Origin of the sequence: Pontibacter ramchanderi (assembly GCF_002846395.1) — a bacterium.
GTDB lineage: Bacteria > Bacteroidota > Bacteroidia > Cytophagales > Hymenobacteraceae > Pontibacter > Pontibacter ramchanderi.
Genome location: NZ_PJMU01000001.1, coordinates 1,540,782 through 1,566,380, shown reverse-complemented (window position 1 = coordinate 1,566,380; position 25,599 = coordinate 1,540,782). Strand labels below are relative to the sequence as shown.

Annotated in this window: 28 protein-coding genes; 15 read left to right on the top strand and 13 right to left on the bottom strand. The window is 49.3% G+C overall.

Features of this window, described 5'->3' with window-relative positions; translation table 11 throughout:
- Positions 1-327 precede the first annotated feature (327 nt).
- Together BD749_RS06610 and BD749_RS06605 are read left to right on the top strand one after the other, a co-directional pair.
- On the top strand, positions 328-1,347 hold the full coding sequence (locus BD749_RS06610) for an alkaline phosphatase family protein (RefSeq protein WP_245868825.1): 1,020 nt from the start codon (positions 328-330) through the stop codon (positions 1,345-1,347).
- 81 nt (positions 1,348-1,428) lie between these two features.
- Complete coding sequence (locus BD749_RS06605) at positions 1,429-2,568, top strand: hypothetical protein (protein WP_245868822.1); 1,140 nt, start codon at positions 1,429-1,431, stop codon at positions 2,566-2,568.
- A 53-nt stretch (positions 2,569-2,621) separates the two neighbouring features.
- Here the strand turns inward: BD749_RS06605 and BD749_RS06600 are convergent, their stop codons facing one another.
- The 3 genes from BD749_RS06600 to BD749_RS06590 form a co-directional block, all read right to left on the bottom strand.
- The gene (locus tag BD749_RS06600; RefSeq protein WP_101443520.1) at positions 2,622-4,493 is read right to left on the bottom strand and encodes an ABC-F family ATP-binding cassette domain-containing protein; all 1,872 of its coding nucleotides are present in this window, start codon (positions 4,491-4,493) and stop codon (positions 2,622-2,624) included.
- A 97-nt stretch (positions 4,494-4,590) separates the two neighbouring features.
- Entirely contained in the window at positions 4,591-4,947 is a 357-nt protein-coding gene (locus BD749_RS06595) for an SPW repeat domain-containing protein (RefSeq protein WP_245868821.1), read from the bottom strand.
- 120 nt (positions 4,948-5,067) lie between these two features.
- Positions 5,068-5,598 carry an RDD family protein gene (locus BD749_RS06590; protein WP_101443518.1) on the bottom strand — a complete coding sequence of 177 codons (531 nt, stop codon included), beginning with the start codon at positions 5,596-5,598 and terminating at the stop codon, positions 5,068-5,070.
- A 313-nt stretch (positions 5,599-5,911) separates the two neighbouring features.
- On the opposite strand from BD749_RS06590, the gene murI reads away from it, so the two are divergent.
- Both murI and BD749_RS06580 read left to right on the top strand, forming a co-directional pair.
- The gene (gene murI, locus BD749_RS06585; RefSeq protein ID WP_101443517.1) at positions 5,912-6,727 is read left to right on the top strand and encodes a glutamate racemase; all 816 of its coding nucleotides are present in this window, start codon (positions 5,912-5,914) and stop codon (positions 6,725-6,727) included.
- Between the two features lie 237 nt (positions 6,728-6,964).
- Positions 6,965-7,516: a hypothetical protein gene (locus BD749_RS06580; protein WP_101443516.1), complete on the top strand. Its 552-nt coding sequence runs from the start codon at positions 6,965-6,967 to the stop codon at positions 7,514-7,516.
- On the opposite strand, the gene BD749_RS19345 is transcribed toward BD749_RS06580, so the two are convergent.
- On the bottom strand, positions 7,513-7,659 hold the full coding sequence (locus tag BD749_RS19345) for a hypothetical protein (RefSeq protein WP_180336334.1): 147 nt from the start codon (positions 7,657-7,659) through the stop codon (positions 7,513-7,515). The genes BD749_RS06580 and BD749_RS19345 overlap by 4 nt on opposite strands.
- A gap of 28 nt (positions 7,660-7,687) precedes the next feature.
- Between BD749_RS19345 and BD749_RS06575 the strand changes: the two genes are divergently transcribed.
- The 6 genes from BD749_RS06575 (at position 7,688) to nuoK (ending at position 12,516) form a co-directional block, all read left to right on the top strand.
- Entirely contained in the window at positions 7,688-8,875 is a 1,188-nt protein-coding gene (locus tag BD749_RS06575) for a glutathionylspermidine synthase family protein (RefSeq protein ID WP_101443515.1), read from the top strand.
- A 37-nt stretch (positions 8,876-8,912) separates the two neighbouring features.
- On the top strand, positions 8,913-9,671 hold the full coding sequence (gene map, locus BD749_RS06570) for a type I methionyl aminopeptidase (RefSeq protein ID WP_101443514.1): 759 nt from the start codon (positions 8,913-8,915) through the stop codon (positions 9,669-9,671).
- 69 nt (positions 9,672-9,740) lie between these two features.
- Positions 9,741-10,844 carry a complex I subunit 1/NuoH family protein gene (locus tag BD749_RS06565; protein WP_101443513.1) on the top strand — a complete coding sequence of 368 codons (1,104 nt, stop codon included), beginning with the start codon at positions 9,741-9,743 and terminating at the stop codon, positions 10,842-10,844.
- Positions 10,845-11,210: 366 nt separating this feature from the next.
- Positions 11,211-11,570: a 4Fe-4S binding protein gene (locus BD749_RS19740; protein WP_394341663.1), complete on the top strand. Its 360-nt coding sequence runs from the start codon at positions 11,211-11,213 to the stop codon at positions 11,568-11,570.
- Positions 11,571-11,687: 117 nt separating this feature from the next.
- Entirely contained in the window at positions 11,688-12,200 is a 513-nt protein-coding gene (locus tag BD749_RS06555; RefSeq protein ID WP_101443512.1) for an NADH-quinone oxidoreductase subunit J family protein, read from the top strand.
- Position 12,201: 1 nt separating this feature from the next.
- Positions 12,202-12,516: an NADH-quinone oxidoreductase subunit NuoK gene (gene nuoK, locus BD749_RS06550; protein WP_101443511.1), complete on the top strand. Its 315-nt coding sequence runs from the start codon at positions 12,202-12,204 to the stop codon at positions 12,514-12,516.
- Positions 12,517-12,554: 38 nt separating this feature from the next.
- On the opposite strand, the gene BD749_RS06545 is transcribed toward nuoK, so the two are convergent.
- Genes BD749_RS06545 through BD749_RS06535 form a run of 3 tightly spaced genes read right to left on the bottom strand, consistent with a single transcriptional unit; the run spans position 12,555 to position 15,607 of the window.
- A complete protein-coding gene (locus BD749_RS06545) occupies positions 12,555-13,847 on the bottom strand; it encodes a hypothetical protein (protein WP_101443510.1) in 1,293 nt (430 codons plus the stop codon).
- Positions 13,844-14,863 carry an STELLO glycosyltransferase family protein gene (locus BD749_RS06540; RefSeq protein WP_101443509.1) on the bottom strand — a complete coding sequence of 340 codons (1,020 nt, stop codon included), beginning with the start codon at positions 14,861-14,863 and terminating at the stop codon, positions 13,844-13,846. The genes BD749_RS06545 and BD749_RS06540 overlap by 4 nt, the downstream gene beginning before the upstream one ends.
- 45 nt (positions 14,864-14,908) lie before the next feature.
- Entirely contained in the window at positions 14,909-15,607 is a 699-nt protein-coding gene (locus BD749_RS06535; protein ID WP_101443661.1) for a glycosyltransferase, read from the bottom strand.
- 256 nt (positions 15,608-15,863) lie between these two features.
- Between BD749_RS06535 and BD749_RS06530 the strand changes: the two genes are divergently transcribed.
- Together BD749_RS06530 and BD749_RS06525 are read left to right on the top strand one after the other, a co-directional pair.
- On the top strand, positions 15,864-16,061 hold the full coding sequence (locus BD749_RS06530; protein ID WP_101443508.1) for a hypothetical protein: 198 nt from the start codon (positions 15,864-15,866) through the stop codon (positions 16,059-16,061).
- A 153-nt stretch (positions 16,062-16,214) separates the two neighbouring features.
- Positions 16,215-17,156: a T9SS C-terminal target domain-containing protein gene (locus BD749_RS06525; protein WP_245868820.1), complete on the top strand. Its 942-nt coding sequence runs from the start codon at positions 16,215-16,217 to the stop codon at positions 17,154-17,156.
- A gap of 92 nt (positions 17,157-17,248) precedes the next feature.
- On the opposite strand, the gene BD749_RS06520 is transcribed toward BD749_RS06525, so the two are convergent.
- From BD749_RS06520 to BD749_RS06505, 4 genes are all read right to left on the bottom strand, one after another.
- Positions 17,249-17,575, bottom strand: a complete 327-nt coding sequence (locus BD749_RS06520) for a HesB/IscA family protein (protein WP_101443507.1) — start codon at positions 17,573-17,575, stop codon at positions 17,249-17,251.
- A 12-nt stretch (positions 17,576-17,587) separates the two neighbouring features.
- The gene (locus BD749_RS06515) at positions 17,588-17,995 is read right to left on the bottom strand and encodes a hypothetical protein (RefSeq protein ID WP_101443506.1); all 408 of its coding nucleotides are present in this window, start codon (positions 17,993-17,995) and stop codon (positions 17,588-17,590) included.
- Positions 17,996-18,010: 15 nt separating this feature from the next.
- Positions 18,011-18,424, bottom strand: coding sequence for a Fe-S cluster assembly scaffold IscU (gene iscU, locus BD749_RS06510; RefSeq protein WP_007656687.1), 414 nt, complete (start codon positions 18,422-18,424; stop codon positions 18,011-18,013).
- Positions 18,425-18,525: 101 nt separating this feature from the next.
- Positions 18,526-19,740, bottom strand: coding sequence for an IscS subfamily cysteine desulfurase (locus BD749_RS06505; RefSeq protein ID WP_101443505.1), 1,215 nt, complete (start codon positions 19,738-19,740; stop codon positions 18,526-18,528).
- Positions 19,741-19,857: 117 nt separating this feature from the next.
- Between BD749_RS06505 and mce the strand changes: the two genes are divergently transcribed.
- From mce to BD749_RS06490, 3 genes are all read left to right on the top strand, one after another.
- On the top strand, positions 19,858-20,259 hold the full coding sequence (mce, locus tag BD749_RS06500) for a methylmalonyl-CoA epimerase (RefSeq protein WP_101443504.1): 402 nt from the start codon (positions 19,858-19,860) through the stop codon (positions 20,257-20,259).
- A 98-nt stretch (positions 20,260-20,357) separates the two neighbouring features.
- Positions 20,358-20,930 (top strand): L-threonylcarbamoyladenylate synthase, encoded by a 573-nt coding sequence (locus BD749_RS06495; RefSeq protein ID WP_101443503.1) that lies wholly within the window; start codon positions 20,358-20,360, stop codon positions 20,928-20,930.
- 134 nt (positions 20,931-21,064) lie between these two features.
- Positions 21,065-22,492 (top strand): CCA tRNA nucleotidyltransferase, encoded by a 1,428-nt coding sequence (locus BD749_RS06490; RefSeq protein WP_101443502.1) that lies wholly within the window; start codon positions 21,065-21,067, stop codon positions 22,490-22,492.
- A gap of 127 nt (positions 22,493-22,619) precedes the next feature.
- Here BD749_RS06490 and BD749_RS06485 read toward each other — a convergent pair whose 3' ends face one another.
- A complete protein-coding gene (locus BD749_RS06485; RefSeq protein WP_101443501.1) occupies positions 22,620-25,139 on the bottom strand; it encodes a GIN domain-containing protein in 2,520 nt (839 codons plus the stop codon).
- Positions 25,136-25,480: a PadR family transcriptional regulator gene (locus BD749_RS06480; RefSeq protein ID WP_101443500.1), complete on the bottom strand. Its 345-nt coding sequence runs from the start codon at positions 25,478-25,480 to the stop codon at positions 25,136-25,138. The genes BD749_RS06485 and BD749_RS06480 overlap by 4 nt, the downstream gene beginning before the upstream one ends.
- Positions 25,481-25,599 lie beyond the last annotated feature (119 nt).

Here is a 25,599-nt window from a genome sequence, read left to right as displayed (position 1 = left end):
GGTATACGAGTCGCCTGATTGCCTGAGAGAGCGCGGTAGAGCAGCGGTAATAATAACCGTAGCAATAATAGGCGGCGCGATAGCAATCAGCGGAAACGGCATGCAGCAGCTCAGTGCCAAGTGGCAAAGGCAATGCGAGGGTCGCTATGGCTGCTGGTCTGTGCATTTTTATTTTGATGTGCGCAATGAAGCAATTATCAGGAGTAAACGCAAATTAATCTGCCAGGTTTTTCTGATTTGCAAGACAGCCGCCTGCCTTTTGCCTGAATCATGACAGAATTCGTATATCTAATAGTAGCACTTTAGGTGTTTTTATTTGTGTTAGGTATGGGCAAAGCGTATCTGAAGCGGTGGATGAAAGGTTGGCAGCAGGCAATGCTGGCCCTGGCTGTCGCGGCCCTGCTCAATTCCTGTGCCGCAACGGGAGCGGGTGGCGGTGCGGGCGGCCTGCGCTCCGAAAACGTGATCATCCTGGTGATAGACGGGGTGCGCTACTCCGAAACCTGGGGCGCTGTGCCGGGCCTTATCCCCAATATGTCGCAAAACCTGTTGCCGCAGGGCACCTTCTGCAACAACTTCCGGAACGAGGGCTATACCTATACCAACTCCGGCCACACCGCCATCACGACAGGTATCAACCAGCCCATCGACAACTACGGAACGGAGCTCCCGGCCAATCCTTCCTTTTTTCAGGTATGGCTCAGGCAGACGGGCAAGCCTGCCACCGCCGCCTGGATCGTGTCGAGCAAAGACAAGTTGGATATACTGGGCAACACGCTGCACCCTGACTGGCAAGGACAGGCGCTGCCCTCGCTCAACTGTGGCGTCAGCGGGCCAGGCAGCGGTTACCGAGCCGATTCGCTGACTCTGGTGGAAGTGCTCAAAGTGCTCCAGACCCACCGGCCTAACCTCATGCTGATCAACCTGATGGAGCCAGATGGGTACGCCCATGCCGGCAATTGGGAAAACTACCTGCGCGGCATCGCCCGTGGCGACCGCTACGCCCGGCAACTCTGGGACTTCCTGCAGAAAAACAGCCACTACCGTAAAAAAACGACTTTACTGATCACCACGGACCACGGTCGCCACCTGGACACGGTGGACGGCGGCTGGGTAGACCACGGAGATGACTGCGAGGGCTGCCGGCGCATCAGCCTGCTGGCGCTCGGACCTGATTTTAAGAGGGGCGGCTTTTTAGAGACCAAGTATACGCTAGTGGATATTTCGGCTACAGTAGCCCCGATGATGGGGATTTCTTTTCTGCAGTCGGAGGGCGTGCTGATGAAAGAGCTGTTCACGCGCCGCAGTTTGCGCAGATTACCCACAGGCACTGTGCCTGTTCCTTAGGGCTTATACCTGAGCAAACGGGCAGGTATAGGTTCCGTTTGATTTGATATGCTACGGGCGGCATCGTTTAATTTCCATTCTATGGCAGCTCCCCGAAAATCTAATGACTGGCGGTATGGGCTATACCTGGTAGTGTTGGCTGCTTTGCTATACCTGCCGCAGCAAGGTATGGCGCAGGTATACGCCACTCTACGTTCGGCGACCTCCGCACAGCTTCATAACCCGGCAGCTAAACCCCAAGACCTGTTTTCAGAAGACTCGCTGCTCAAGTTTACGCTTGTCGTGAATTACCAGCGGCTGCTCAAAGACCGGGGCGAAGAAAGGAATTACCACACAGCCACGCTCTCGTATGTGGACAGCGCAGGCACGGCCGTGCAAGTGCCGCTTCGGGTGATGGTGCGGGGCAATCGCCGGCGCGACGTAACGGTCTGTCGCTTTCCTCCGCTCATGCTCAACCTCATCCGGAAGGAGATGCCCAAGGGCACCGTTTTTGAAGGGCAGAACAAGCTGAAACTGGTGACGCACTGCATCGACGATGATTATGTGCTGCGGGAGTACCTCGTGTACAAGGTATACAACCTGCTGGCCGAGGAGAGTTTTCGGGTGCGTTTGTGCCAGGTAACGTATGCAGACAGCGTTGGTCGGCGGAAGGAGGAGGTGCGCTTCGCTTTTCTGATAGAGGATGACAAGAGCATGGCCAAACGCACCAACATGAAACTTATACCTGAAGAAAGACGCATTGCGATGGACTACCTGGATCAGAAAGCCATGGCACGGCTGGCGCTCTTTCAGTACATGATCGGCAACACCGACTGGTCGGTGCCCTACCGCCACAACATCGATCTATTGGCCCCTGACTCTCTCTCTGCACCCATTCCTGTTCCCTTCGACTTCGACTACGCAGGTATAGTGGGCACACCATACGCGGTTCCGCCTCCTGAACTGGGTTTGGCGTCGGTGAAGCAGCGCCTGTACCGGGCCTACAGCTTTCCGGAAAACGTACACAGGGAAACCGTTAACATATTCAACTCCTTCCGCACCCCGATTTATGCAGTGTACAGGCAATGCGAGCCCTTGAGTAAATCGGGCCTACGGCAATCGCTGAGCTACCTGGACGGTTTTTACGACATCATTAACCACCCGCGTAAGTTTGAGCGGGAGATTGTAAAGGTAGGCGAGCGCAACGAGAAGGCGTACGTCACGGTAAGGGGGCTGAAATAAAAACGCCGAAACAGCAAGCTGCTCCGGCGTTTTTAAGGTATAGCAAATATTAATTACATGATCTCCGAAAGCTCGAGCCAACGCATTTCCATCTCCTCCAGTTGCTCGTTCAGCTGCTCCAGTTCTTTGGCCCAGGCATTGAGTTGTTGGTGGTCGGTGGTGGTGCCGGCGTTCATGGTGTCTATCAGTTCAGACTTGCGGGCCTCCAGCTTTGGCATCTGCTTCTCCAGTTCCTCAAATTCCTTTTTCTCCTGATAGGTTGGTTTGCGCTTGCCTTCCGCCTTTTCCTGTTTCTTCTCCACTACAGGAGCGGCTGGTTTGGTCTCCTGAACAGTTTTTTCCTGCTCTTTCAGCCACTCGCGGTAGTCGGTGTAGTTGCCCGGGAAGTTGCGGATCTTGCCTTCACCCTCAAACACAAACAGGTGCTCTACCAGGCGGTCCATAAAATAGCGGTCGTGCGACACCATGAGCAGGCAACCCCCGAAGTTGAGCAAAAAGTCCTCGAGGATGTTCAGCGTGATGATGTCCAGGTCGTTAGTGGGCTCGTCGAGAATGAGGAAGTTGGGGTTCTTGATGAGCACGCGCAGCAGCTGTAGACGGCGCTTTTCGCCACCGCTCAGTTTGCTCACAAAGGTATACTGCTGCGGCGGCGCAAACTGAAAGTGCTGCAAAAACTGGCTGGCCGTGATCACTTCGCCGTTCGCCATCTCCACTACTTCGGCAATCTCTTTTACTATATCGATCACGCGCTGGTCTTCCTTGTACTCCAGTTCGTCCTGGGTGTAATAACCGAACACAGTGGTCTGGCCGGGGTCGATGGTGCCGCTGTCGGGCTGTAGCTTGCCGGTGAGCATGTTCAGGAAAGTAGACTTGCCCGCGCCGTTAGGGCCTACAATGCCGATGCGGTCTTTCTTCTTAAACACATAAGAGAAGTCGTCGACAATCTTTTTGCTCCCAAAAGACTTTGAGATATGATCCACTTCAATAATCTTACCGCCCTGGCGTGTCGTTTTAACAGATAGCTCCAGCTGAGGACCTGCCGTTTTCTTAGCGGCTTTCTCTTTCAGCTCCTCAAATGCATCTACTCTATACTTGGCTTTGGTGCCACGGGCCTTTGGCTGACGCCTGATCCAGTCGAGCTCCTTGCGCATCAGGTTGCGGGCCTTTTCGGTTTCGGCGGCTGCCATTTCCTCGCGCGAGGCTTTTTTCTCCACAAAGTAGCTGTAGTTGCCCTTGTAGGTATAGAGTTCGCCGTTGTCGAGTTCGGCTATCTCGTTGGCTACCTTATCCAGGAAGTATCGGTCGTGCGTCACCATCAGGATGGTCGTGTTCTGAGTCGAGAGGATGCCTTCGAGCCACTCAATAGTATCCAGGTCGAGGTGGTTGGTAGGCTCGTCGAGGATGAGCATGCTGGGCTCTTCGATAAGCACACGCGCCATGGCCACCCGCTTGCGCTGCCCGCCGGAGAGGTGCTTTATCTGCTGTTCCAGGTTGTGTATACCTAACTTGGAGAGGATCTGCTTCACTTTGATCTCAAAATCCCAGGCCTGCAGCTCGTCCATGCGCTCCATCAGGTGCTGCATTTTATCGGCACTGGTATCCGGGTGGGAGATAGCCACCTCGTACTCACGGATCACGTCGAGCACTTCGCCCTGTCCGCCAAAAATAGTCTGCTGCACGGTGAGCTCTTCATCAAACTCCGGGTTCTGACCCAGAAATCCGATGCTGACTTCTTTTCGCACACTCACGCTGCCACCGTCGGGCGGCAGTTTGCCAGCCAGCACATTAAGCAAAGTTGTTTTGCCGGAGCCATTCACACCGACAAGGGCCACGCGCTGCCCCTGACTGATGCCGAAGTTCAGGTTTTTGAAAAGCCAGCGATCGCCGAAGCTCTTCGAAATATTTTCTGCGGATAGGTAATTCATAAAGCAAATTTAGGCATTTCTACGCTATGGAGCAGGCAAAATAAAACAGGCTGACTTATTCAAGTCAGCCTGTTGCCTAAAGCATGGTGTGTGAGGCTTAGCGCATGGTTTCTTCGTGTGCTACGTTGGTTTTGTAGGCTCTGCTCGGTGTGCGGTGCGTGGTGAGCGCTGCCAGCATCGAGAAAACACCGAATATCAGGTGCGGTGTGAACACACGATCAGCAAAACCAAACAGCCAGGGCGATAGCGCCAAAATAACGCCAATGCCGAAGTCGAGCAGCAGGTGTGTCTGCATCGGGATCTTTCGCACCAGTCCCATTTCAAAGTCGGTGAAAACCGTTTGCAGCAGCACTATGGCGCCGATAACGACCGGTACCCATGTTTCGGCCCCGCCAGCGGCGAAGTCAAACAGCCAAGGCGATGCAATCAATAAAATACCATATAAGTAATCCAATATACCGTGGAATCGGGTTGGGATAAAACGCATCACTACCTCCTTTCTTATTGTTTCACAAGGTATAGTATACGCTCCGCGAAAGGGGGGGTTAAATATATAGTAGAAAAAAAGTGCAATTTATTGGTCTGTCATGACCAATGTGCGGGCCACATAGTCGTGCAAGGCCTGCTTGCGGCGTGTGGACAAAATGAGCAAAAAACCAAGCAGGAGCGGGACCGCTGAAATGAGGCGGGCAAAGTAGCGCGCGTTTGCCCGCAGGAACGATATGCGCTTGCCACGCAGGTCGGTCACTTTTAAGCCCAGGGTAGACTTGCCCACCGTGGCCTGCTTAGGAGAGGACTCAAGCAAGGTAAAATAAAGCCAGTGCAGCACCGGGAAATAGAGGCTGTAGAAGAAGAGTTGCAACACTGCCTCGAACTCTAGTAAACTGATGCCACCCTCCACAAACACTACCTGCTTCCAAGTGTTGAACTGGAGCGAATAATCAGCCATAGAGTAGATGATGATCGAATACCAGAACACAAGTATGGTCGTATCGATGAGGAAGGCCACGAAGCGACTGATAAAACTACCATACAGGGGGGCGCGTTTCACAATGGGTGAAGCGGTCGACATGATGAATGCAGAGTCTGAGATAGCGGTAGGCATAAGGGTTAGGCTTAGGGGTGGATAAACTGCTTTATCTGCTCTGTTGATAAAGCCAACGAGGAGTGGTTCACGGCTAATGCAGGTATACCTGGCAATCGCCTTTGTGTAAGGTACTTAAATGTAATCAATTAAATTTTATTGACAAAATATATTGTAAAAATAATATTTTTAAAAGATGCTTATCAGTACTTCGATTTGATTCATAACTCAATAATAAGATTGAAAAATCCAACGGAGGCCGCTTAATAAGTGAATGATCTTAAAAAGTGGGTGAACATCCGATTCTGCTGGTTTTAGCCTAACTTCGCAGCGTATGGAAGACAAGAGAAATACATACCCGATCGGGGTTTTCGACAGTGGCATAGGCGGATTGACGGTAGCCCAGGCAATTGTGAGGGAGCTACCGCAGGAACGGTTGGTATACTTTGGCGACACGGCCCACCTGCCCTACGGCGACAAGTCTACGGCTGCTATTCAGGCCTATGCCGTTAAAATTTGCGATTTGCTACTCCGGCAGCATTGCAAGGTCATTTTGATTGCCTGTAATTCGGCGTCGGCGGCTGCTTACGAACTGGTTAAGGAGTATGTGGGCAGCAAGGCCCGCGTGCTCAATGTGATAGACCCAGTGGTAGAGCACATCGGCAAAACCTATGCGGGCAAAACAATCGGACTGATTGGCACCAAGCAAACAGTCAACTCGAATGTATACCTCAAAAAAGTGGATGCGCTGGGCCTGGACATCACCCTGAAGTCGCATGCCACGCCACTGCTCGCCGCCATGATCGAAGAGGGTTTTTTCAACGATTCTATTTCTGAGAATGTGATCCACGCTTACCTGTCTGCCCCCGAACTGCAAGGTATAGAGGCCCTGATCCTGGGGTGTACGCATTACCCGCTTATCAAGAAACAGATCGAGAACTACTACCAGGGCAAAGTGGATGTGCTCGACACCAGCCAGCTTGTGGCAAAACATGTCCGGGGTTTTTTGGAAGCAAACGGCCTGGTATCGGATCAACTGCTCCGCGACCATGCTTTTTACGTTTCTGACTTTACCCGCTCTTTCGAGGAGAGCACCCGTATTTTCTTTAAACGCAAGGTGCACCTGGAGCATTATCCGTTGTGGGAGTAAGCAAGTTTAGGAAGCTAGAAAGGCAGAAATTTTGGAAGGTAGAAAGTTGAGTTAAACCGTAATATCATTTCCGGGCTGTGAAGAGCGGCATATCGAAGCGCTCTTTCTGACTTCTCAATCCGAGTGGAAACGGCAGGGGATTTTGAACCAAACAGTCACTCAGCCAGCAATCCTAAGCTCCACACTTCCGAAAATCCCGTAAAAAGAGTACTTTTATACAGCAACCGAGAAAGTCTTATGAAAAAGCGATATTTAACCATTGGTGACTTTAAGCGCAACGCCTTTATTGTGGCGGCTGCCGCTACGATGGGATTGACCAGCTGCGACTCCAACACACAGAAAAACGACGAATGGAACGCCGGCACCGAAGTGCCCGTGCCCGACGGTGTTGTGACGGAGCTGACAGAGGAGGCTCCTGACCAATGGAAAATAACAGACGAGCGCACCACGGCGCCGGGACAGAGCATGGCTATCCTGAAGTATAACGACGGCCGCGTGGACACGCTGCAGGGCCTGGCGCTGGAGAACCAGATGCGCGACCTCGCCAATAACCAGCAGCAGTACAACCAGGGTGGCTTCGGCTTGGGTAACGTGTTGTGGTGGAGCGCCATGGGCTACATGGCTGGGCGCATGATGTCTCCGCGGCCTGCTTACTATGCCAACCCGGGCGTGATGAACAACACCGCTGCCTGGCGCCAGAACGTGCAGACCTATCGCCAGCAGTCAACGGCGCCACGCACCGGCCGGAGCGGTTACTTCCGTGGGCGCAGCAGCGGTGCGGGAGCCTAAACCGACTCAAGACGGGCGCGATCATTGTATCCTGCAGGCATAGGCATCCAGGTATACGGCATCTTTCGGGTATAGCCTGCAGCATACCTGTTTTCGAAGGTATCGGGAGAAGCTGTTACGCTTGTGCCGGTACCTTCTTTCACGTTTCAATCTATTAGGTCAAAACATTTCATGTTAGAGAATCAGAAGACGAGCATTCAGATAAAACCCCATACCGGTGATGTGGAAAAGGCTGTGCGCGGGCTGGGCTGGGAGTGGTGCGTAGAGGATGGCTGCGCTAACTACGTGCCTGGCGAGGCTGTGGTCATTACCGAAGACGAAGCCGAGGAATTGCTTGATGCCGCCAGCTCGCTGTATGATATGATGGTGCAGTCCATACCCGCTGATCTGCCGGATGCATTCCTGAAAGTGCTGGGTATACCTGAGAACCTTTGGCAACTCGTGCGCCTGTCCTGGAACGACGACCGCCAGTTGCATTTGTACGGACGTTTCGACCTGGCCATGACACCGGATGGTCCCAAGATGTTGGAGTTTAACGCCGATACAGCCACTTCTATACCTGAAACGGCCGTAGTGCAGTGGGCAAGTCTGGCCGCGGCCGGCAAAAACAACGCGCTGCAATATTCCGGTCTGTACGAAGCTTTGGTAGAGCAGCTCAAGGTATGGCGCGAGCGCAACGAGGACCTGGCACCGGCCTTGCTGGTGACCTACATCGGGGCGAGCGCCGAGGACGAAGCCAATTGCTCCGTAATAGCGCAAGCCGCCAACGAAGCCGGATTTGAGTCGCACCTTTGCCCGATCGAGGAAGTGAGTTTTACCTCAGAAGGCGAGGAGAAGGGCGTATGGGCACAGGTAGAGCCAGATCAGTGGCGACACTTCCCATTCCTTTTCAAACTGTTGCCCTGGGAACAAATTGCCTGGGAAGAGCCCGAGCTGCTCCAGACCCTGACACTGCTTTCCCGTTCCCGCACCATCACGATTGCAAACCCCGCCTATACCTTGCTGTTTCAGAGCAAAGGCATGCTGGCCTGGCTTTGGAAAGCTTTCCCTTACCACCCGCTTTTGCTGGAAACAGACCTGGAGCCGCTCTCTGGTAAGTATATCAAAAAACCGTACTTTGGCCGCGAAGGGCAGAGCGTGGAGGTAGTAGACCGTGGGCGCGTAACGAAAGTGCAGGGGGAGTATGACCAGCAGCAACAGGTATACCAACGTTGGTGCGAACTACCCGAAGACAGCAGGGGCTACCAGTACCAGGCCGGTGTATTCTGGTCAGGCGAAGGCGCCGCCATCGGTTTCCGCCGCGAAAAAGGCATCATCACCAACCTGTCGCAGTTTGTGCCGCATCTGGTAGAAGGGTAGTGATAGCTATTAATAAGGATTTAAAACAGGTATAGCCATGTCAATAGACTCAGAAAAAGATCTGGAAGGTATAAAGAAGGTGAGTGAGGCCGTTGCGCTGACGCTAAAACAAATGCGCGAGCATGCCCGGGCAGGTATGACAACAAAAGAACTGGACGAATTCGGCAGTAACATCCTGCAGTCTTTCGGTGCGCAATCGGCTCCCAAGATCACGTACGATTTTCCTGGCTATACCTGTATCAGTATCAACAATGAGGCCGCTCACGGCATACCCTCAGACAAAACCCTGCTGCAAGACGGCGACCTGGTGAACATTGACGTGTCTGCAGAACTTGATGGTTACTACGCCGATAACGGCGGGTCCTTTATTCTGGGAGAAGACATCCATGGCCTGAGCAAGCTTGTGGATACCTCTGCCGTGGCGCTGCACAAAGCGCTAAAGGAAATAAAAGGCGGGAGGAAGATCGCAGAAATCGGCCGCATTATTGAGACAGAAGCGAAAAAGAATGGCTTTAAGGTGATCAAGAATCTTGTTGGCCACGGCGTGGGGCGCAGTTTGCACGAAGAACCGCACGAGATTCCCTGTTTCTATGACAAGCATGAAACCCGCCGCTTCCGGAAAAATACTGTGGTGGCTGTCGAAACCTTCATTTCAACTAAAGGCAGCTACGTGCACGAGAAAGGCGACGGCTGGACGCTATTGGCCGATGCAGGTGCTTACGTAGCACAGCACGAGCACACCATCCTGATAACCGACGGCGAGCCGATCATCCTGACGTCCGCCAATGGTATTTAAACAGGCGGTATACTTGCTACAGTAGCACATTAAAAACTACCTTTGCCCGTTCATAAACCCCAATTCGCTATGCTGGCTTTTGCGCTGACACTTTTACTCTTGCTGGGCATCGTGATTGTGCTTGCCTATGCAGAGCGCAAGGTGGCGGCCTTTATGCAGGACCGCATGGGGCCAACCGAGGCCGGGCCCTATGGTTCGCTGCAATCGGTGCTGGATGTGGTGAAGCTGTTGCAGAAAGAGGACATTGTGCCGGCCGCCGCCGACAAGAAGCTATTTAAGTTGGCGCCCATCCTGATCTTTGCGGCTGTTTTCGCCGGCTTTGCCGTGATACCCTTCACCCCGGATCTGATACCGGCAGGTATAGGCATTGGTGTTTTTTACCTGCTGGCTATTATTTCACTGGATGTGGTGGGCTTGCTGATGGCGGGCTGGGGCTCCAATAACAAATATGCCATGCTCGGCGCCATGCGCTCGGTTGCCCAGATCGTTTCCTATGAAATACCGGCAGGTCTGGCTATTCTCTCAGTTGTTATGGTCTGCCAGTCGCTTGATTTTCAGGAGATCAGCTACCAGCAAGGTATCCTGCTCAATCGTTTTCCGGGTCTTGAGTTTGAAACGAACTGGCTCTTTGGCATCGAGGCCCTGGGTATAAACACAACGAACATAGGCGGCATCACGACCTGGAATATTTTCCGGGCGCCGATTTTGCTGGTAGCCTTTGTCATCTACTTCATTGCATCGCTGGCCGAGAGCAACCGTGCGCCGTTTGATATACCTGAAGCGGAGTCGGAGCTGGTGGCGGGTTTTCATGTGGAGTACTCAGGTTTCCGGTTTGCCATTTTGTTTCTGGCTGAGTATAGCATGATGGTGCTGGTAAGCCTGGTGGCCGTTATCCTCTTTTTGGGAAGCTGGAATACGCCACTGCCGAACCTGACCGCGCTCAAATTCGCCAACTGGACGACCGGCACGGTAGGGGAGCTGTCAGGTATACTGTGGGGTGGTTTCTGGCTGCTGAGCAAAACCTTTGTGTTGCTTTTTCTGCAGCTGCAGATCCGCTGGACCTACCCCCGCCTACGTGTAGACCAACTCATGCATCTGTGCTGGAAAGTGCTTACACCTATTGCATTGGGCATTGTACTGCTGGCAGGAATCTGGCGGTTGTTGATGGTATAAGTTCAGGAGTTGGAGAGTTTAGGAGTTTAAGAGTAAGGAAGAATAGAGTTTTAAAATTGGGACGCTAATGCCCCATAGGGCAAATCAAATGGGCTTCCGGCTTATTCTTGCATAGTTAACATGGAAAGATCGTCAGTAACACATAAAACCGGTTTTTGGGAAGTAACCAAGTCGCTGCTGAGCGGCTTGCGACTGACCTGGCGGCATTTCCGGAATGCGGACAAACGCCGTGCGCCTGTGCCGGTTATGGACGCAGACTACTTTAAGCAGCCCGAAGGACTGGTAACGCTAACGTACCCATATGAGGCTATACCTGTTCCGGAGAACGGCCGCTACCGCCTGCACAACGAAATCGACGATTGCATTGTGTGTGACCTCTGTGCCAAGATCTGCCCGGTGAATTGCATTACCATTGAGTCGGTGAAAGCAACCGAGGAGATCGGGATGACCTCGGATGGTACCAAGAAGCGTCTGTACGCCCCCATATTTGACATCGACATGGCCAAGTGCTGCTTTTGCGGCCTTTGCACCACTGTATGTCCCACCGACTGCCTCACCATGACTCCCGTATACGATTTTGCTGAAGTGGATATTAAGAATATGATTTACCACTTCACGGACCTTACACCGGAGCAGGCAGAGGAAAAGAAGCAGTTACTTGCCAAGCAGCAGGAGGAAATGGCAGCCGCCAAAGCAGCTGCCCTGGCTGCAAGAAAGCAACAGTAAATAAATTGTTATATTGTTGAATTGATACATGGCTAAAAAGGTAGCCGCTAAACAGGCCTTTGTTGCCACTTCACATTTGGCCTAATTAGCCTAAACAAACAAGCGACTGATCAGGAAATGCTTTTTTATATCTTCGCAGCTATAGCTATACTTTCGGGAGCCTACATGGTGTTGACCCGCAACCTACTGTACGCAGGTTTTTCGCTGCTGCTCACCCTGCTTAGTGTGGCCGCCATTTATGTGCTGCTCTTCGCTGATTTTGTAGCCGTTACGCAGCTGATGGTTTATGTAGGGGGTGTGTTGGTGCTCATTTTGTTTGGCATCATGCTCAGCAGTCGCGTGCACGATAAGTCCGTGATGTCAGAAAATACGAATGTAGGTTGGGGCATTACCATTTCGCTGCTCACCCTCATTGGCTTGAGTTATACTATCTGGCGGGCAGGCTTCAGTTCACTGCCTTGGATTCAGCAGGCCGGTACCGATGTGCTGTCTGGACAAAAAAGCACCGTGCAACTAATAGGTATCAAACTGATGACCGACTTTGTACTGCCTTTCGAGGTGGCGTCGCTGCTGCTACTTATTGCGCTCATGGGAGCCGCCTACATCGCTACTGCTAAACAGAAGGTATAATATGATCACACAAATTCCTCTGGAACACATACTGCTACTAAGCGCTGCGCTGTTCGCCATCGGCGTGCTGGCGGTTATTTCCAAGCGTCATGCCGTAATGGTACTGATGGGTATAGAGCTGATTTTCAATGCCGCCAACCTCAATCTTGTCGCCTTTAGCCGCCACGATCCGCAATTGATGCAAGGGCAGCTGTTCTCGCTCTTCGTTATCCTGGTTGCCGCTGCCGAGGCAGCCGTGGCCCTCGCCATAGTGCTTCGGGTATACCAGCACTTCAAAACAGCTAATCTGAATCAGGTAGCGAGTAAGGAGGGGTAGTAATAGCAAATTTTATGCATCACTGTTGGCATTTAATTTTAGTTTAGCCCTATTAATTCTTTTATTAAAACAACTCCATTGTAAAATAACTCAGAAATAAATTGGAGGACGAGCAAAGGGGGAAGTGTGTCAACATATTCTAAGATGCTCCAGCTATAAGATGGAACACCAATAATCAGACAAATAAGTACAAGAAACGCCTTAGAATTGCTTAAGTAGTTATCTAATTGTATGTTAATATAGGTTGTTACAGCTACAAGTTGGCTTGGCAAAGTTTTCGATAATATGTTCTCTGGTATTATCAACAAGATAGCAAACGTGGATGAAGTCCATAAGAATATCCATCGTCCATAATCCCATCCAAGAATAAATAATGGAGTTACGGCAGTAAGCTGTAAAAAAAGCACACTTGATAAGTGCCTAATATTTATATTTCCTTTAGGTATATATCTATATACTTTGAAATTAAAATGATTGATCTTTATAAAGATAAAGTAAATCGAGATGATAATTAATACCCAGGCAAATGGTGCATAAATTTGAAACTCGAAATTCTTTAATGTAACAAAGAAATAACTGAGCCCTTTTTCTAAGCTCCAGGATATTCCATCTATTGCTGCTGGTGTCGATGCAGAAGCTTCTTGAATTGGAAAGTTAATAGTACGCCATGACTCCCAAATGTTGTTTGCTATACTAGGTGTTCCCTTGAAATAAATCACAAGTAAGAACGTAGATATAGCTGGCAATAATTGTATAAATGTGATTAAGATGTTTCTGAAAATGTAACGGGATTTATCTAAGTTACTCTTACTATATAATAATAATGCCAAAAATGGTAGGGCGAAAAAGGCAATCGATTCATGTATTAAAATGCCAATAATGAGGGCAATATTTAAAAATATAACGAAACGCTTTCCTTTTTTTGTGGCTAAGTACAGGATAAGAATAAAAAATAGAATTTCAATGATATCTTTCCTTACCCAAAAGTCATTTATAATGGGATTTCCGAGAAAGAAAACGAAAGGCAGGAGGAATAAAGTGTATTCTCGTTTAATAAAGCCACTTATATAAAAATAGATTAATGCAAGGTATGAAATAAGACATATCGAAATTATAATATAATAAGGACTGAGTTTGATGAAAGGTGTTATACGATACAGTACCTCTCCTAATAACCCTCTTCTTACAAATCCACCTTGATAATTGATTAAAAGTTCTGTGATGTGCCAGCTTTCTTTTTCGTATCCATTCCAGATGCCCTCTACCAATCTATACACTAAAATTATTACAAAGAGGAAATATAATGCAGTGAGAAGTCGTGTTTTTTTCATTGATCGAAAAATTGTTGGCTAATTAAGTTGATATCTTCTAACCACGCTTCTAACAAATTTTCTTCTAAAGCATTAAATACACCAAGTTCAATTAGCGCGGCGTAACAGATCCTCATATTATCAGGAATATTGACAGCTCCGTCCTTAAGATGTAAATTTTTTAATCTATTTAGAATGGCGTCATTGCTGATATATCCACTGATTTCATCTTTAAAATCAGTCATCAAATTATGAGTATTTCGCTCTTGCCTTACAGTACAGTTATGAAACAAAATAGGCCATCCGCATGTCCAAGCGATTCTTTGTGCTATAAATGAGCGCCAGATATCTGTCATCCTGAAGCTACAGTGTGAAGGCAAGTAAAGCAAAGGAAATGCTTCCTTGAACCAAGTTGTATTCTGGCTATTAAAAGGACAGAATGAATTGTTGCCCAATGCTACACTAGGCGATAAATTAAAATAGACTGGCAGTGGCATGGTGAGCCTGTAGATAGCATCAACATCAGGGTTTTCATCAGCCAATCCTTGCTGTATGGGACTTTTTACGAGTTTAAAATTCCTTAAAGAAGGAAGAGTTTTATGAAGATGCTCCAAAGCAAAGCCTCGTGGCCAAATGTTAATCTCGGTAAAATACCTGTATACATTTGTCCAGCCAGTATTTTCCAACAAGTAAGCTTCTGTCTCATCGGTCCGCTCATCCCAAAATGTAGCAAGAGGGATATTATCATCATCGGTCTCAACTATAATCTCAGCTCCTCTAGATATAGCCAGTAGATACCCTAAATTTTTTCGTGAATAGTGTCCTGTAGGTAGATTTTGAGCTAGGGCAAATGGTAATATTGCCTGCTCTTTTAATGAGTAAAACTCACAGCCCTCTAACTTAAAGGAGGCAGGGCTAGCTGAATCACCAATTAGTATAACAGGTACCTGATGACTTACAGCTCTTGCCGCTATCTTTTTTAAAATAGAATGGTGTTCATCAGCAATTGATGTGATGACAATAAAGGTTTTACGCATGCGGATTTTTAAACCTCCAGTGTTAATGCTAAGATAAGTGCTTTATTACAATGAAATTGATTTAAAAAGAATCCTCTTGCGAAAATAGTATAGTAATACATGCAAAGCATTCTTAACGGCCTTTTTTGATACCCTTGGCGATGGTGACCTATAATGAATAGGTACTTCAATATATCTTGTCTTACGTAGTAGGTAGCGAAGCTCAGTTTGGTAAAAATGTGCTTTTGATAATAATTTGTAAGTTAAAAATCTTTCCACAACCTCAAGTCTGAAGCCTTGGTATCCCGAAGTCATATCCTTAAGTTTTGTGCCTAGTAACAAATTTGTGAGGAGCGTACCGCCTTTAGATAATACCGTCCTTTTCAAATTAGTATCTAGGATAGCTCCCCCTTTAGTAAATCGGCTTCCGAATGTACAATCATAGCCCTGAACTAGTGGATTCAGTAGATGTCGTAAAGACTTCGGATCATGAGATAGACCTGCATCCATTTCAATTATATACTCATGTTTAGCAGTAGCAGCATTTCTATAGCCAATTAAATAGGCATCAACGACATTTTTTGATTCCGGTGCCCAGACTGCTACAAACCTATTGTCTTGCATTGCAAGATCTTGGCATAAATGCAAAGTTCGATCTTTAGATGCATTATCCACTATAAGATATACCCTGCCAGATTGCATCTCATTTAATACTACTGTTAATGCGTTTACGAAGGGACTGAAGTCCTTTTCCTCGTTTGCCATTGGGGTTATGACTGCGAAATCATGTTTCATTGCTGCCAACTGTGGTAGATAGTATGTGCACCATATTTGCATTGCGAAGTTATGGCAATATATGCTTGCAGATGCATTTGATAAGAAAGTCTTTTAACTGTAAGTCTTAAAAATATTATAAATACCGCTAAGTACTTGAACTTTTTGATCTTAACTCCTGGTTTATCAAAAAAATCTGTTACAAAAAGCATTACTTCAGTATTTCAAAAAATTACTTTTAGCCAAAATGAAAAAGTTTTTAGCCAAGACAAGAGATACAAAATTGTATCTTTTGTTGGTGATGTGCACATGGATTTTTACCTCGCATGCACAATCTGTGGAGATGGGGCGGCTTGTTACGACCTATACCCAGGATTTCAACACCTTGCCGGCAACAGGAACAACTGCTGAGTTAGGTAAGGATGCGTTTATACCTGACGGTTGAGTGGTTCATCGGTCAAAAGCTGGGAACACTATCAATATCAATAACGGCTCATCCAATACGGGTGGACTTTACAGTTATGGACACACAAATTCGCCAGATAGAGCATTAGGTGGTATAACTGCAGATACACCAGGTGAGTTTACATATAACCTGTTGCTGCACAATACTTCTGGCAAAACAATCACAGCGCTTGACATTGCCTTCGCTGCCGAGCAGTGGCGAGCTGGGAGTATAAATACAGATGTGCAGCGTCTGCTATTCACTTATGCCATTGCTGAATACCCATCCTCTTTCAATCTGACAGTAAAACTCAGCACCCCAGGCTGGACCACAGTCCCATCCCTTCAATTTAATAGTCCAGTCATCAAAAGAAAAGCAGGCCATGTTGACGGCAATGCTGCTGAAAATCGCAAAGAGTTCACTTATACCTTGCCCAAAGCTATACCTAATGGGTACTATGTAATGCTTCGCTGGTACGACCCCGATGAACTTGAACAAGACCACGGACTTGCCATTGACGATGTGAAGGTCGCTTGGCATATTGAACCCGATTTTGTGCCGCTGCCAGTGGAACTGACTAAATTTACGGTCCGTCCGGTAGCCAAAGCTGTTGAGTTGAACTGGACAACAGCCTCTGAGCATGAAAGCAAGCATTTTGAAATTGAGCGCAGTGCCGACGCAAAGAGCTTTACCAAAATCGGAGTTGTAAACGCGCGTGGCACTACGAGTCTGACAACCAATTATACCTTTCAAGACCGCGAACCGCTGATCGGCACGTCGTATTATCGATTGAAGCAAGTGGACGAAGATCTGTCCTATACCTATTATCAAATAGTGGCTGTTACGAACCAGCAAGCCAAGTCTGCCATGGCATACCCGACCCTGGCTCAACAGGAGCTAAGAGTAGAATTACCACTTGCTCACTTAACCTACGATGCCGCTGTGTATGACAAAATGGGGCGAGTGGTGCTGCGCCAAAGCCTGAAAGGATACACGCATGCTTTAGATGTAAGTCTACTAGGTCATGGAAACTATACCTTGGTCCTATCTGACGGGGTAGGGGAGAAGCAGACGTTACGATTCCTGAAGAGATAAGCTTTAATTACAAGAACCTATAATAGGTCTAAATGCAGAAGAGCCAGTTATTTCTAACTGGCTCTTCTGCTCTGTATAAGCTGCTGTCTTTGTTAAACGGAGAAACTGTCGCCGCAACCGCAGGTGCGGGAGGCGTTCGGGTTATTGAAGAAGAAGCCCTTTCCGTTTAAGCCGTCCGAAAAGTCGAGTTCGGTACCGGCTAGGTATAGGAAGCTCTTCATATCTACTACCACTTTCACGCCTTTGTCTTCAAACTCTTGGTCCATCGGCTTCACCTCATCGTCAAAGTCGAGGTTGTAGGAGAGACCAGAGCAACCGCCCCCGGCTACAGATGCGCGCAGGCGAAACGTATCGTCGAGCTGCGCGTCTTGCTTCAGCTTCAATACTTTCTCTTTTGCTTTATCTGATACTGTTATCATAACAATTCTTTTTTAAGACACCGGATTCAGCACCACACTGAATACAGTAATCGTGTTCATGTCTCGACCAAAGTATAGCTTGTCGAGCGCCTCGTACATGTTACGGGCACGGAAGTAAGAAGTGTTCAACTCCTTGTCTCCGCGAGCCATCCACTGTACCGTGTAAGGGCTCTCCTTTTCCTTGTAACTCTGCACATAGTCCCACATTTTACGGAGCGCGTCCACTTTGTCATACCCTATTTCTGTGTGAAACAGGAACGACTGCAAGTGACGTGGATTTACCGTAATCAGGTCCAGACGCACTTTGTTATCCATCGGTCTGAATTCGAAAAGCAGACTGTCACCGCTTAAGCCTAAGTGGTTCTCAATCTGCTTTTGAATGCGGGCACTTTCTACGTGCACCTCAGTCGTTGACTCCATGCGCGAGTCTGTTTCTTAGTGGTGAGACTTAGGCATTTCCAGTGCTGGAAGGCCGTTCTTTACTCTGTAGTCGTTGATGGCAGACTTAATCGCGTCTTCCGCCAGTACAGAGCAGTGGATTTTCACAGGCGGCAATGCCAGTTCTTCCACAATGTCCATGTTGTCTATGGCAAGGGCCTCGTCAACAGACTTGCCTTTCAGCCACTCAGTAGCCAAAGAAGAAGAAGCGATAGCAGAACCACAGCCGAAGGTCTTGAACTTCGCATCGGTGATGATCTGGTTTTCGTCTACTTCAATCTGGAGGCGCATTACGTCACCGCACTCAGGCGCACCTACAAGGCCAGTACCCACGTTGTTCTTCGCTTTATCAAGCGTACCAACGTTGCGTGGGTTGTTATAATGGTCAATTACTTTATCTGAATAAGCCATGGCTTTATGATTAATTAAGAATTACGAATTAAGAATTATGAATTGAATTAGGAGTGAAGATTTAAGTCGTTCTTAATTCCTCATTCCTAATTCTTAATTGATTAATGTTCTGCCCACTCAATTGAGTTCAGATCGATGCCTTCTTTGAACATCTCCCACAGTGGCGACATCTCACGCAGTTTGGCAACAGCCTCTTTCACGTGCGAGATGGCGTAGTCAACTTCTTCGTCTGTAGTGAAGCGGCTCAGGCCGAAACGCAGCGAAGAGTGTGCCAGGTCGTCACTTAATCCTAACGCTTTTAGTACGTAAGATGGTTCTAAAGAGGCTGATGTACAGGCAGAACCAGAAGAAACGGCGATATCTTTCACGCCCATCATCAGGCCTTCACCTTCTACATACTTAAAGGAGATGTTAGTAACGTGCGGCAAACGGTGCTCACGCGAACCATTCACGTAAGACTCCTCGATTGTCAGCAACTCACGCTCCAGACGGTCACGCATCGCTGAAAGACGGGCAGTGTCTTTTTCCATGTCCTGTTTGGCAATTTCGCAAGCCTTACCAAGGCCAACGATACCTGGCACGTTCAGCGTGCCGGAACGCATGCCGCGCTCATGTCCGCCACCGTCCATCTGGGCCGTAACTTTCACACGCGGGTTTTTGCGGCGTACGTAAAGTGCACCGACACCTTTCGGGCCGTACATTTTGTGACCAGAGAACGCCATTAGGTCGATGCCATCAGCTTCTACATCCACAGGAATTTTACCAACTGCCTGCGTAGCATCTGTAAAGAACAGCACGCCGTGCTTTTTAGCGATTTTAGAAATTTCGCGGATCGGCTGAATCACACCCACTTCGTTGTTACCATACATAATCGAGATCAGGATGGTCTTGTCGGTAATGGCTTCTTCCAGTTGCTTCAGGTCGATCAGACCTTCCGCGTTCACTGGCAGGTACGTTACCTTGCCACCGATTTTCTCGATGTGCTTGCAAGTATCCAGTACTGCTTTGTGCTCGGTGGTAGCCGTAATGATGTGGTTACCTTTAGAGGCGTACATCTCAAACACACCTTTGATGGCCAGGTTGTCAGACTCCGTGGCACCCGATGTGAAGATGATTTCTTTTGGTGAACAGTTGATAAGTGAGGCGATTTGCTCACGTGCATAGTCAACAGCCTCCTCAGCATGCCAGCCAAAAGCGTGGTTACGGGAAGCGGCGTTACCAAACTTACCAGTGAAGTATGGCATCATGGCCTCCAGCACACGCGGGTCCAGCGGTGTAGTGGCGTTGTTGTCTAAGTATATCGGAAATGTTAGCATATCACTATTTTTTATCTCTTTTTATCCTGTCTGATTAACAGTTGTGAGAAATTATTAGTTTTGAATTCCCTGCAAAATTAACAAAAAAAGGTTACTTAGACTAATTACAAATACAAAATGGTAAACGTAGAACATATAGGTATAGCAGTTAAAAATTTTGGTGAGGCGAATGCCCTTTATTTTAAGCTGCTGGGCGTGGAGCCTTACAAAACCGAGTTTGTGGAGTCAGAGGCAGTAAACACCTCTTTCTTTAAGGTAGGAGGTACTAAGATAGAGCTTCTGGAAGGCACAACCCCTGACAGCGCCATCAGTAAGTTTATCGAGAAGCGCGGAGAGGGGATACACCACATTGCCTTCGAGGTAGAAGATATTCTGGCCGAAATGGAGCGACTCAAAAGCGAAGGCTTTACGCTTCTCAACGAAACGCCCAAGAAAGGCGCCGACAATAAGCTAGTGTGCTTCGTGCACCCAAAAAGTGCCAACGGCGTGCTGGTAGAACTGACGCAGGAGATGAAGTAAATTGTTGATTGTTTATTGCTGGTTGTTTTCCCCAAATATTGTGGAGCAATCGTAAGGAGAGAATCAACAATTGACAATTAACAATTAACAATGAAGATATGAACCAATTGGTGAAACAGGTACAGGCGGCGGAAGAGGAATTGCTGGTTGGCAACGTGATTCTATACCCGACCGATACGGTATGGGGCATCGGCTGCGATGCTGAGAATGCGGAGGCCGTGAAGAAGATCTACAAGATCAAGGAGCGGGAGGAGTCGAAGTCGATGATCGTATTGATGAGCAATGTGGAAATGCTTCGCCGCTATATCGAGTCTGTTCCGGAAGATTTCGAGAAGCTGGTCGAATCGCAGGAGCGCCCAACGACCTTTGTGCTGTCGGGTGCGCAAAACTTGCCCAAGGAACTGATTGCCGAAGATGGCAGCATCGGTATACGCATTGCCAATGACGAATTCTGCCATCGCCTGATGCAACAGATTGGTCGCCCACTGGTATCTACCTCGGCTAACGTGAGCGGCGAACCTTCCCCACGTACCTTCGCGGAAATATCTGACACTATAAAAGAGCGTGTGGATTACGTGGTGCAGTGGCGGCAGGAAGAAGAGGTGGAATCGCGGCCGTCCTGCATTATCAGGATTGATGAAAAGGGCAAGCAGACGATAATCCGGGAATAAGGCCAGGTATAGCATCCGCTATTCCTGATGTTTGGAGCCTGGTGTCTAAATTTTGCCAATGCTCTGAATTTATCTCTTTACTTTTGTGCCTCGGGTATGCGCATGAGCACTCCCCGAGGTTTTGATTTTTCTGAATGGATACAATAAGATTACCAGAGCACCCCATATTCGATACTGTGGCCGCTGCTGCCGCTGAGGTAGGTGTAGACGCCTACGTGATTGGGGGCTTTGTACGTGATTTGGTGCTGAAAAGGCCCTCCAAAGATATAGATGTAGTGTGCGTGGGCAATGGCATTGAGCTGGCTGAGCGGGTATCGCAGAAGTTGCCGCACAAACCAAAGGTGTCGGTTTTCAAACATTTCGGTACGGCCATGCTCCGCTCCGGCGAGTGGGAAGTAGAGTTTGTAGGCGCCCGCAAAGAGTCTTACCAGGAGCATTCCCGCAAACCTGAAGTGGAGACCGGTACGCTGGAAGATGACCTCAAACGCCGCGACTTTACTATCAATGCCCTTGGTATAAGCCTGAACGAGGGCACTTACGGACAACTGATCGACCGCTTCGATGGCCTGAAGGACATGAAGCGCAAGCTCATCCGCACGCCGCTCGAGCCAGGCATCACGTTCTCAGATGACCCGCTGCGCATGATGCGCGCCATCCGATTCGCCTCCCAACTCAATTTCGACATAGACCCGGAGACCTTTGATGCCATCATCGACAACAAGGAGCGCATCAAGATTGTGTCGCAGGAGCGGATCACCGACGAACTGAACAAGATCGTGCTGTCGCCGGTGCCTTCCTATGGCTTTAAGTTGTTATTTGCCTCCGGGCTGTTGCAGCTCATCTTCCCCAAAATGGCGGAACTGCAGGGGGTGGAGACCATCAAAGGCAATTCGCACAAGGACAACTTCTACCATACCCTGCAGGTACTCGACAATGTGGCGGAAGTGTCGGATGACCTGTGGTTGCGCTGGTCTGCCATCATGCACGACATTGCCAAGCCCGATACAAAGCGCTACCACGAAAAAGTAGGCTGGACCTTTCACGGACACGAAGAGCGCGGCGCCCGTATGGTGCCCAAGCTGTTCAAAGACCTGAAACTGCCGCTGAACGAGCACATGAAGTTCGTGCAGAAGCTTGTGCGCCTGCACCTGAGGCCGATTGCGCTGGTTAAAGACACCGTGACCGACTCCGCCATCCGCAGACTCCTGTTTGAGACGGGGGATGACATAGACGCGTTGATGAAACTGTGCCGCGCCGACATCACTTCCAAAAACGACAATAAGGTAAAGCGCTATCTGCAGAATTTCGATAAGGTGGAGAAGCGACTGATTGAGGTAGAGGAGAGCGACAAACTGCGCAACTTCCAGCCGGTGATTACAGGTGAGATCATCATGGCAACCTTCGACCTGAAGCCATCTAAAACAGTGGGAGTACTGAAAGAGGCCCTGACAGAGGCCATCTTGGAAGGAACCGTTAAAAACGAGTTTGACGAAGCCTTCGCCTTCCTCCTAAAAAAAGGGGAAGAACTGGGGCTTCGCCAGATAAACTCACCAAACAACTAAACAAACAGATCGCTCAGGTATAGCACCTGCAATGGGGTATATAGTTTTATTTTGTACTAAGAGGCAGGTATAAAAGGTATAGAAAAGGGATAAGCCAAATGGCCTATCCCTTTTTGTTGTAAAGCTTCTACATGCGCGACACTTTGCTGGCTCCCCCAACATCCGTGATCACGTTGCTCGGATTGCCCTTGTAGCGCACTTTGCTGGCACCTGCAGCGTCGGCCCGTAGGGTGTTGGTGGCGTGTACATCGGCAGAGCATGCGCCTGCAGCTTCAATTTCCACCGTGTTGGCAATCAGTCTGGAGGCGTCCAACTTGCTGGCACCTGCAATGTCCATGTCCACATCATCGGCACGACCAGTGAAAGTGCTTTTGGAGGCACCCGCTATATCGGCTTTCAGTCTATTCACATTCACATCTACAAAGGCCTGCGTGGCACCCATTAGGGCAAGGTTGAGGCTGTTGGTTTTGATGTGTCCGATGTCCGCTTTGATCGCCCCGTTCAGGTCAAGGCTACGCAGCTCGGGTACCACAATCTGAATCAGTACAGTCTTCTGTCTGTCGAACAATTTGATGGTGCGGTCCTCGTGCTCAATTACCAGTTCGTCGCCTCTCTTGCGGATTTCCAGTTTTTTCAGGTCGTCGGCGTCGCCGCTGGCTGTGATGCTGTATTTGCTGCCCTGCGTGATCTGCACATGGTAGGCCCCGTTCACCGTAACGGCGTCGAAGTCACTGAAGTCGTAAGTCTGCTTGTTCGAGCTATACTCTGCTTCGTTCATCAGCACACTTCCACCGGCCCCCATCGTTGCAGCGGCATTGTAAGTGAAATCACTGTCGGCTACATCGAGCGTGTCGGAGGCGCAGGTGATGCAGCTGAGCAGGTTGCCTTTTACCTGCCACAGGTTGCGCAGGGTTTTCTCACGGCTATACTCTTCTTCGAAAGCGCTGCTTGGCACCATGCGCAGGAAGTTATTGGTCAGGCGCAGTTGCTTGTCCTGCGGTATCATCAGTGTTACGTCGATGCGCTGACTGCGGTAGGCGGCTCCTTGAGCAAATTCAAAGCTGTCGTCGAAACGGAGCGTTGAGTCGGTCTGCACCACACGGTAGGTTACCATGCGGGCATTTTGCTGCGCTTCGGCCTCCGTCTTACCCTTGGCCTGCAGGCGCTGCTGTACTTCTACATTCGAGCCGCTGTGGCTTTGCAAATCAAAATAGATACGGTTTTCATAAGCCGAGTTCGTGTTATACCCATCCAGCGTAATGGTCGGGTACGGACCTACCGGGAATGACTGGGAGGTTACGACCTCGCCGGAGCGACGGAAGTTTTCGGCGTGCGCCGCGATAAAGGCGATCATGGTGAACAAGCTGATCAGCCAGATACCGAACAAAGACCAGCCTACCAACGGGCGCATAAAGAAGCGCTTTGCCAAGAGGCCAATGGCCAGCAGGATCAGGAACAGAATCGGGATGAGGCCTACAAAAAAACCTGCCACCAGTCCGAGCCGGGGAAAGCCCTCCAGGAGCACGGAGGCCGGAAATTCACCCATCATGAACGTCGAGTCAGCATCCACTATACCTAGCGTCACAAACAGGGAGGTGAAAAGTGCCACTGTCAGGCTAAGTGAGATAACCAGCAGAATTATACCTGCAGCTACTCTTATGAGTGTGATCAGGACGGCAAGTATGGGGCCTAAACCACGGCCAAGCCAGTTGATCACCTGCGAGATGATGCGAAAAGGCAGCAGCAGTACTTTGGCAGCCGTGCTTTCTTCACCGTTCTGGTCCTTCATGTTTAGGTTTTCCTTGAGCGAGTGCTCAATACTGGCCAGCGTAACGGGGTTGCCCTGCATTTGCATACGCTCGGTTAGGCTGGCCGCCTCCGGGACCGCTACCCAGAGGATGATGTAAGCCAGTATACCAAAGCCGCCCGCAAAGATCAGGGCTAGGAACAGGATACGGATAACGGCCACATCCACTCCGAAATACTTGGCGATACCACTTGCCACGCCAGCCAGTTTTTTGTCGTCCGGGTCGCGGAAGAGTTTCTTCACTGTGATCTCAGGCAAGGTATAGTTCACTGGCAACGCAATCCAGAGGATGATGTAGAGGATCAGGCCGAAGGAACCAGAAATACCTTCTGTTATCGGCGTGCCGATCACCAGGAACACGAAGATCAGTCGAATCCAGACTGGGTCCACATTGAGGTAGTTGGCTATACCTGCCGAAACACCGCTTACCACTTTGCGGCTCACGTCGCGGTAGAGGCGCCTTGGGCGGGCTGCAGTAGCGGCTGCTGCGGCAGTTCCTGCCTCGGCATACCCTGGCTCTGTAGCACCGGCGGTGTAGGCTTGCCTGCCATGCGGCATCTCCTCATCCATTGGCTCCAAAATCTCGAAGTCGGTCACGTTGCCCATCTGTGCGATAAGTGCCTGCACATCTTCTTGCGTTATAACTTGCTTGCTTGGGGAAAGGCGCGTTGAAAAGATCTCCGCGATACGGGCCTCAATGTCTGCCACGATCTCCTCGTGCCCTTCGTAGCTCGAGAAATAGTGGCGGATAGAGGAAAGATAGCGGCTAAGTTGCTCATACCCATCCTCCTCAATGTGGAAGATGATGCCTTGCAGGTTGACGTTTATGTTCTTTTTCATAATTGCTGCGCTTTCTTGTTTTGGATGATGAATTCGGTGGAAGCTACCAGTTCGCCCCATGTTTCCCGGAGTTGGTCCAGAAATGTGCGCCCGGTCTCGGTAAGCGTGTAATACTTGCGGGGTGGCCCTGAGGTAGATTCGACCCAACTATAGTCGAGAAGCCCCGCGTTCTTGAGGCGAGTAAGCAGTGGGTAGAGTGTACCCTCCACTACTATCATCTTGGCAGCTGTCAGCTCCTCCAACATATCGGATGCATATACCTCACCACGAGCGATAATCTCCAGGATGCAGAATTCCAGAATTCCCTTCCGCATCTGCACTTGTGTGTTTTCTACTTTCATGATGATTCCGTTTAATGTTGAAGCAAAGTTATTAAAAGGTACTATGTAAAACAAGGTACTGTTTAAAAATAATTACGAAACTTTTTTCAAAGGGTTTATGGGGCAGCTATTTGTGGATA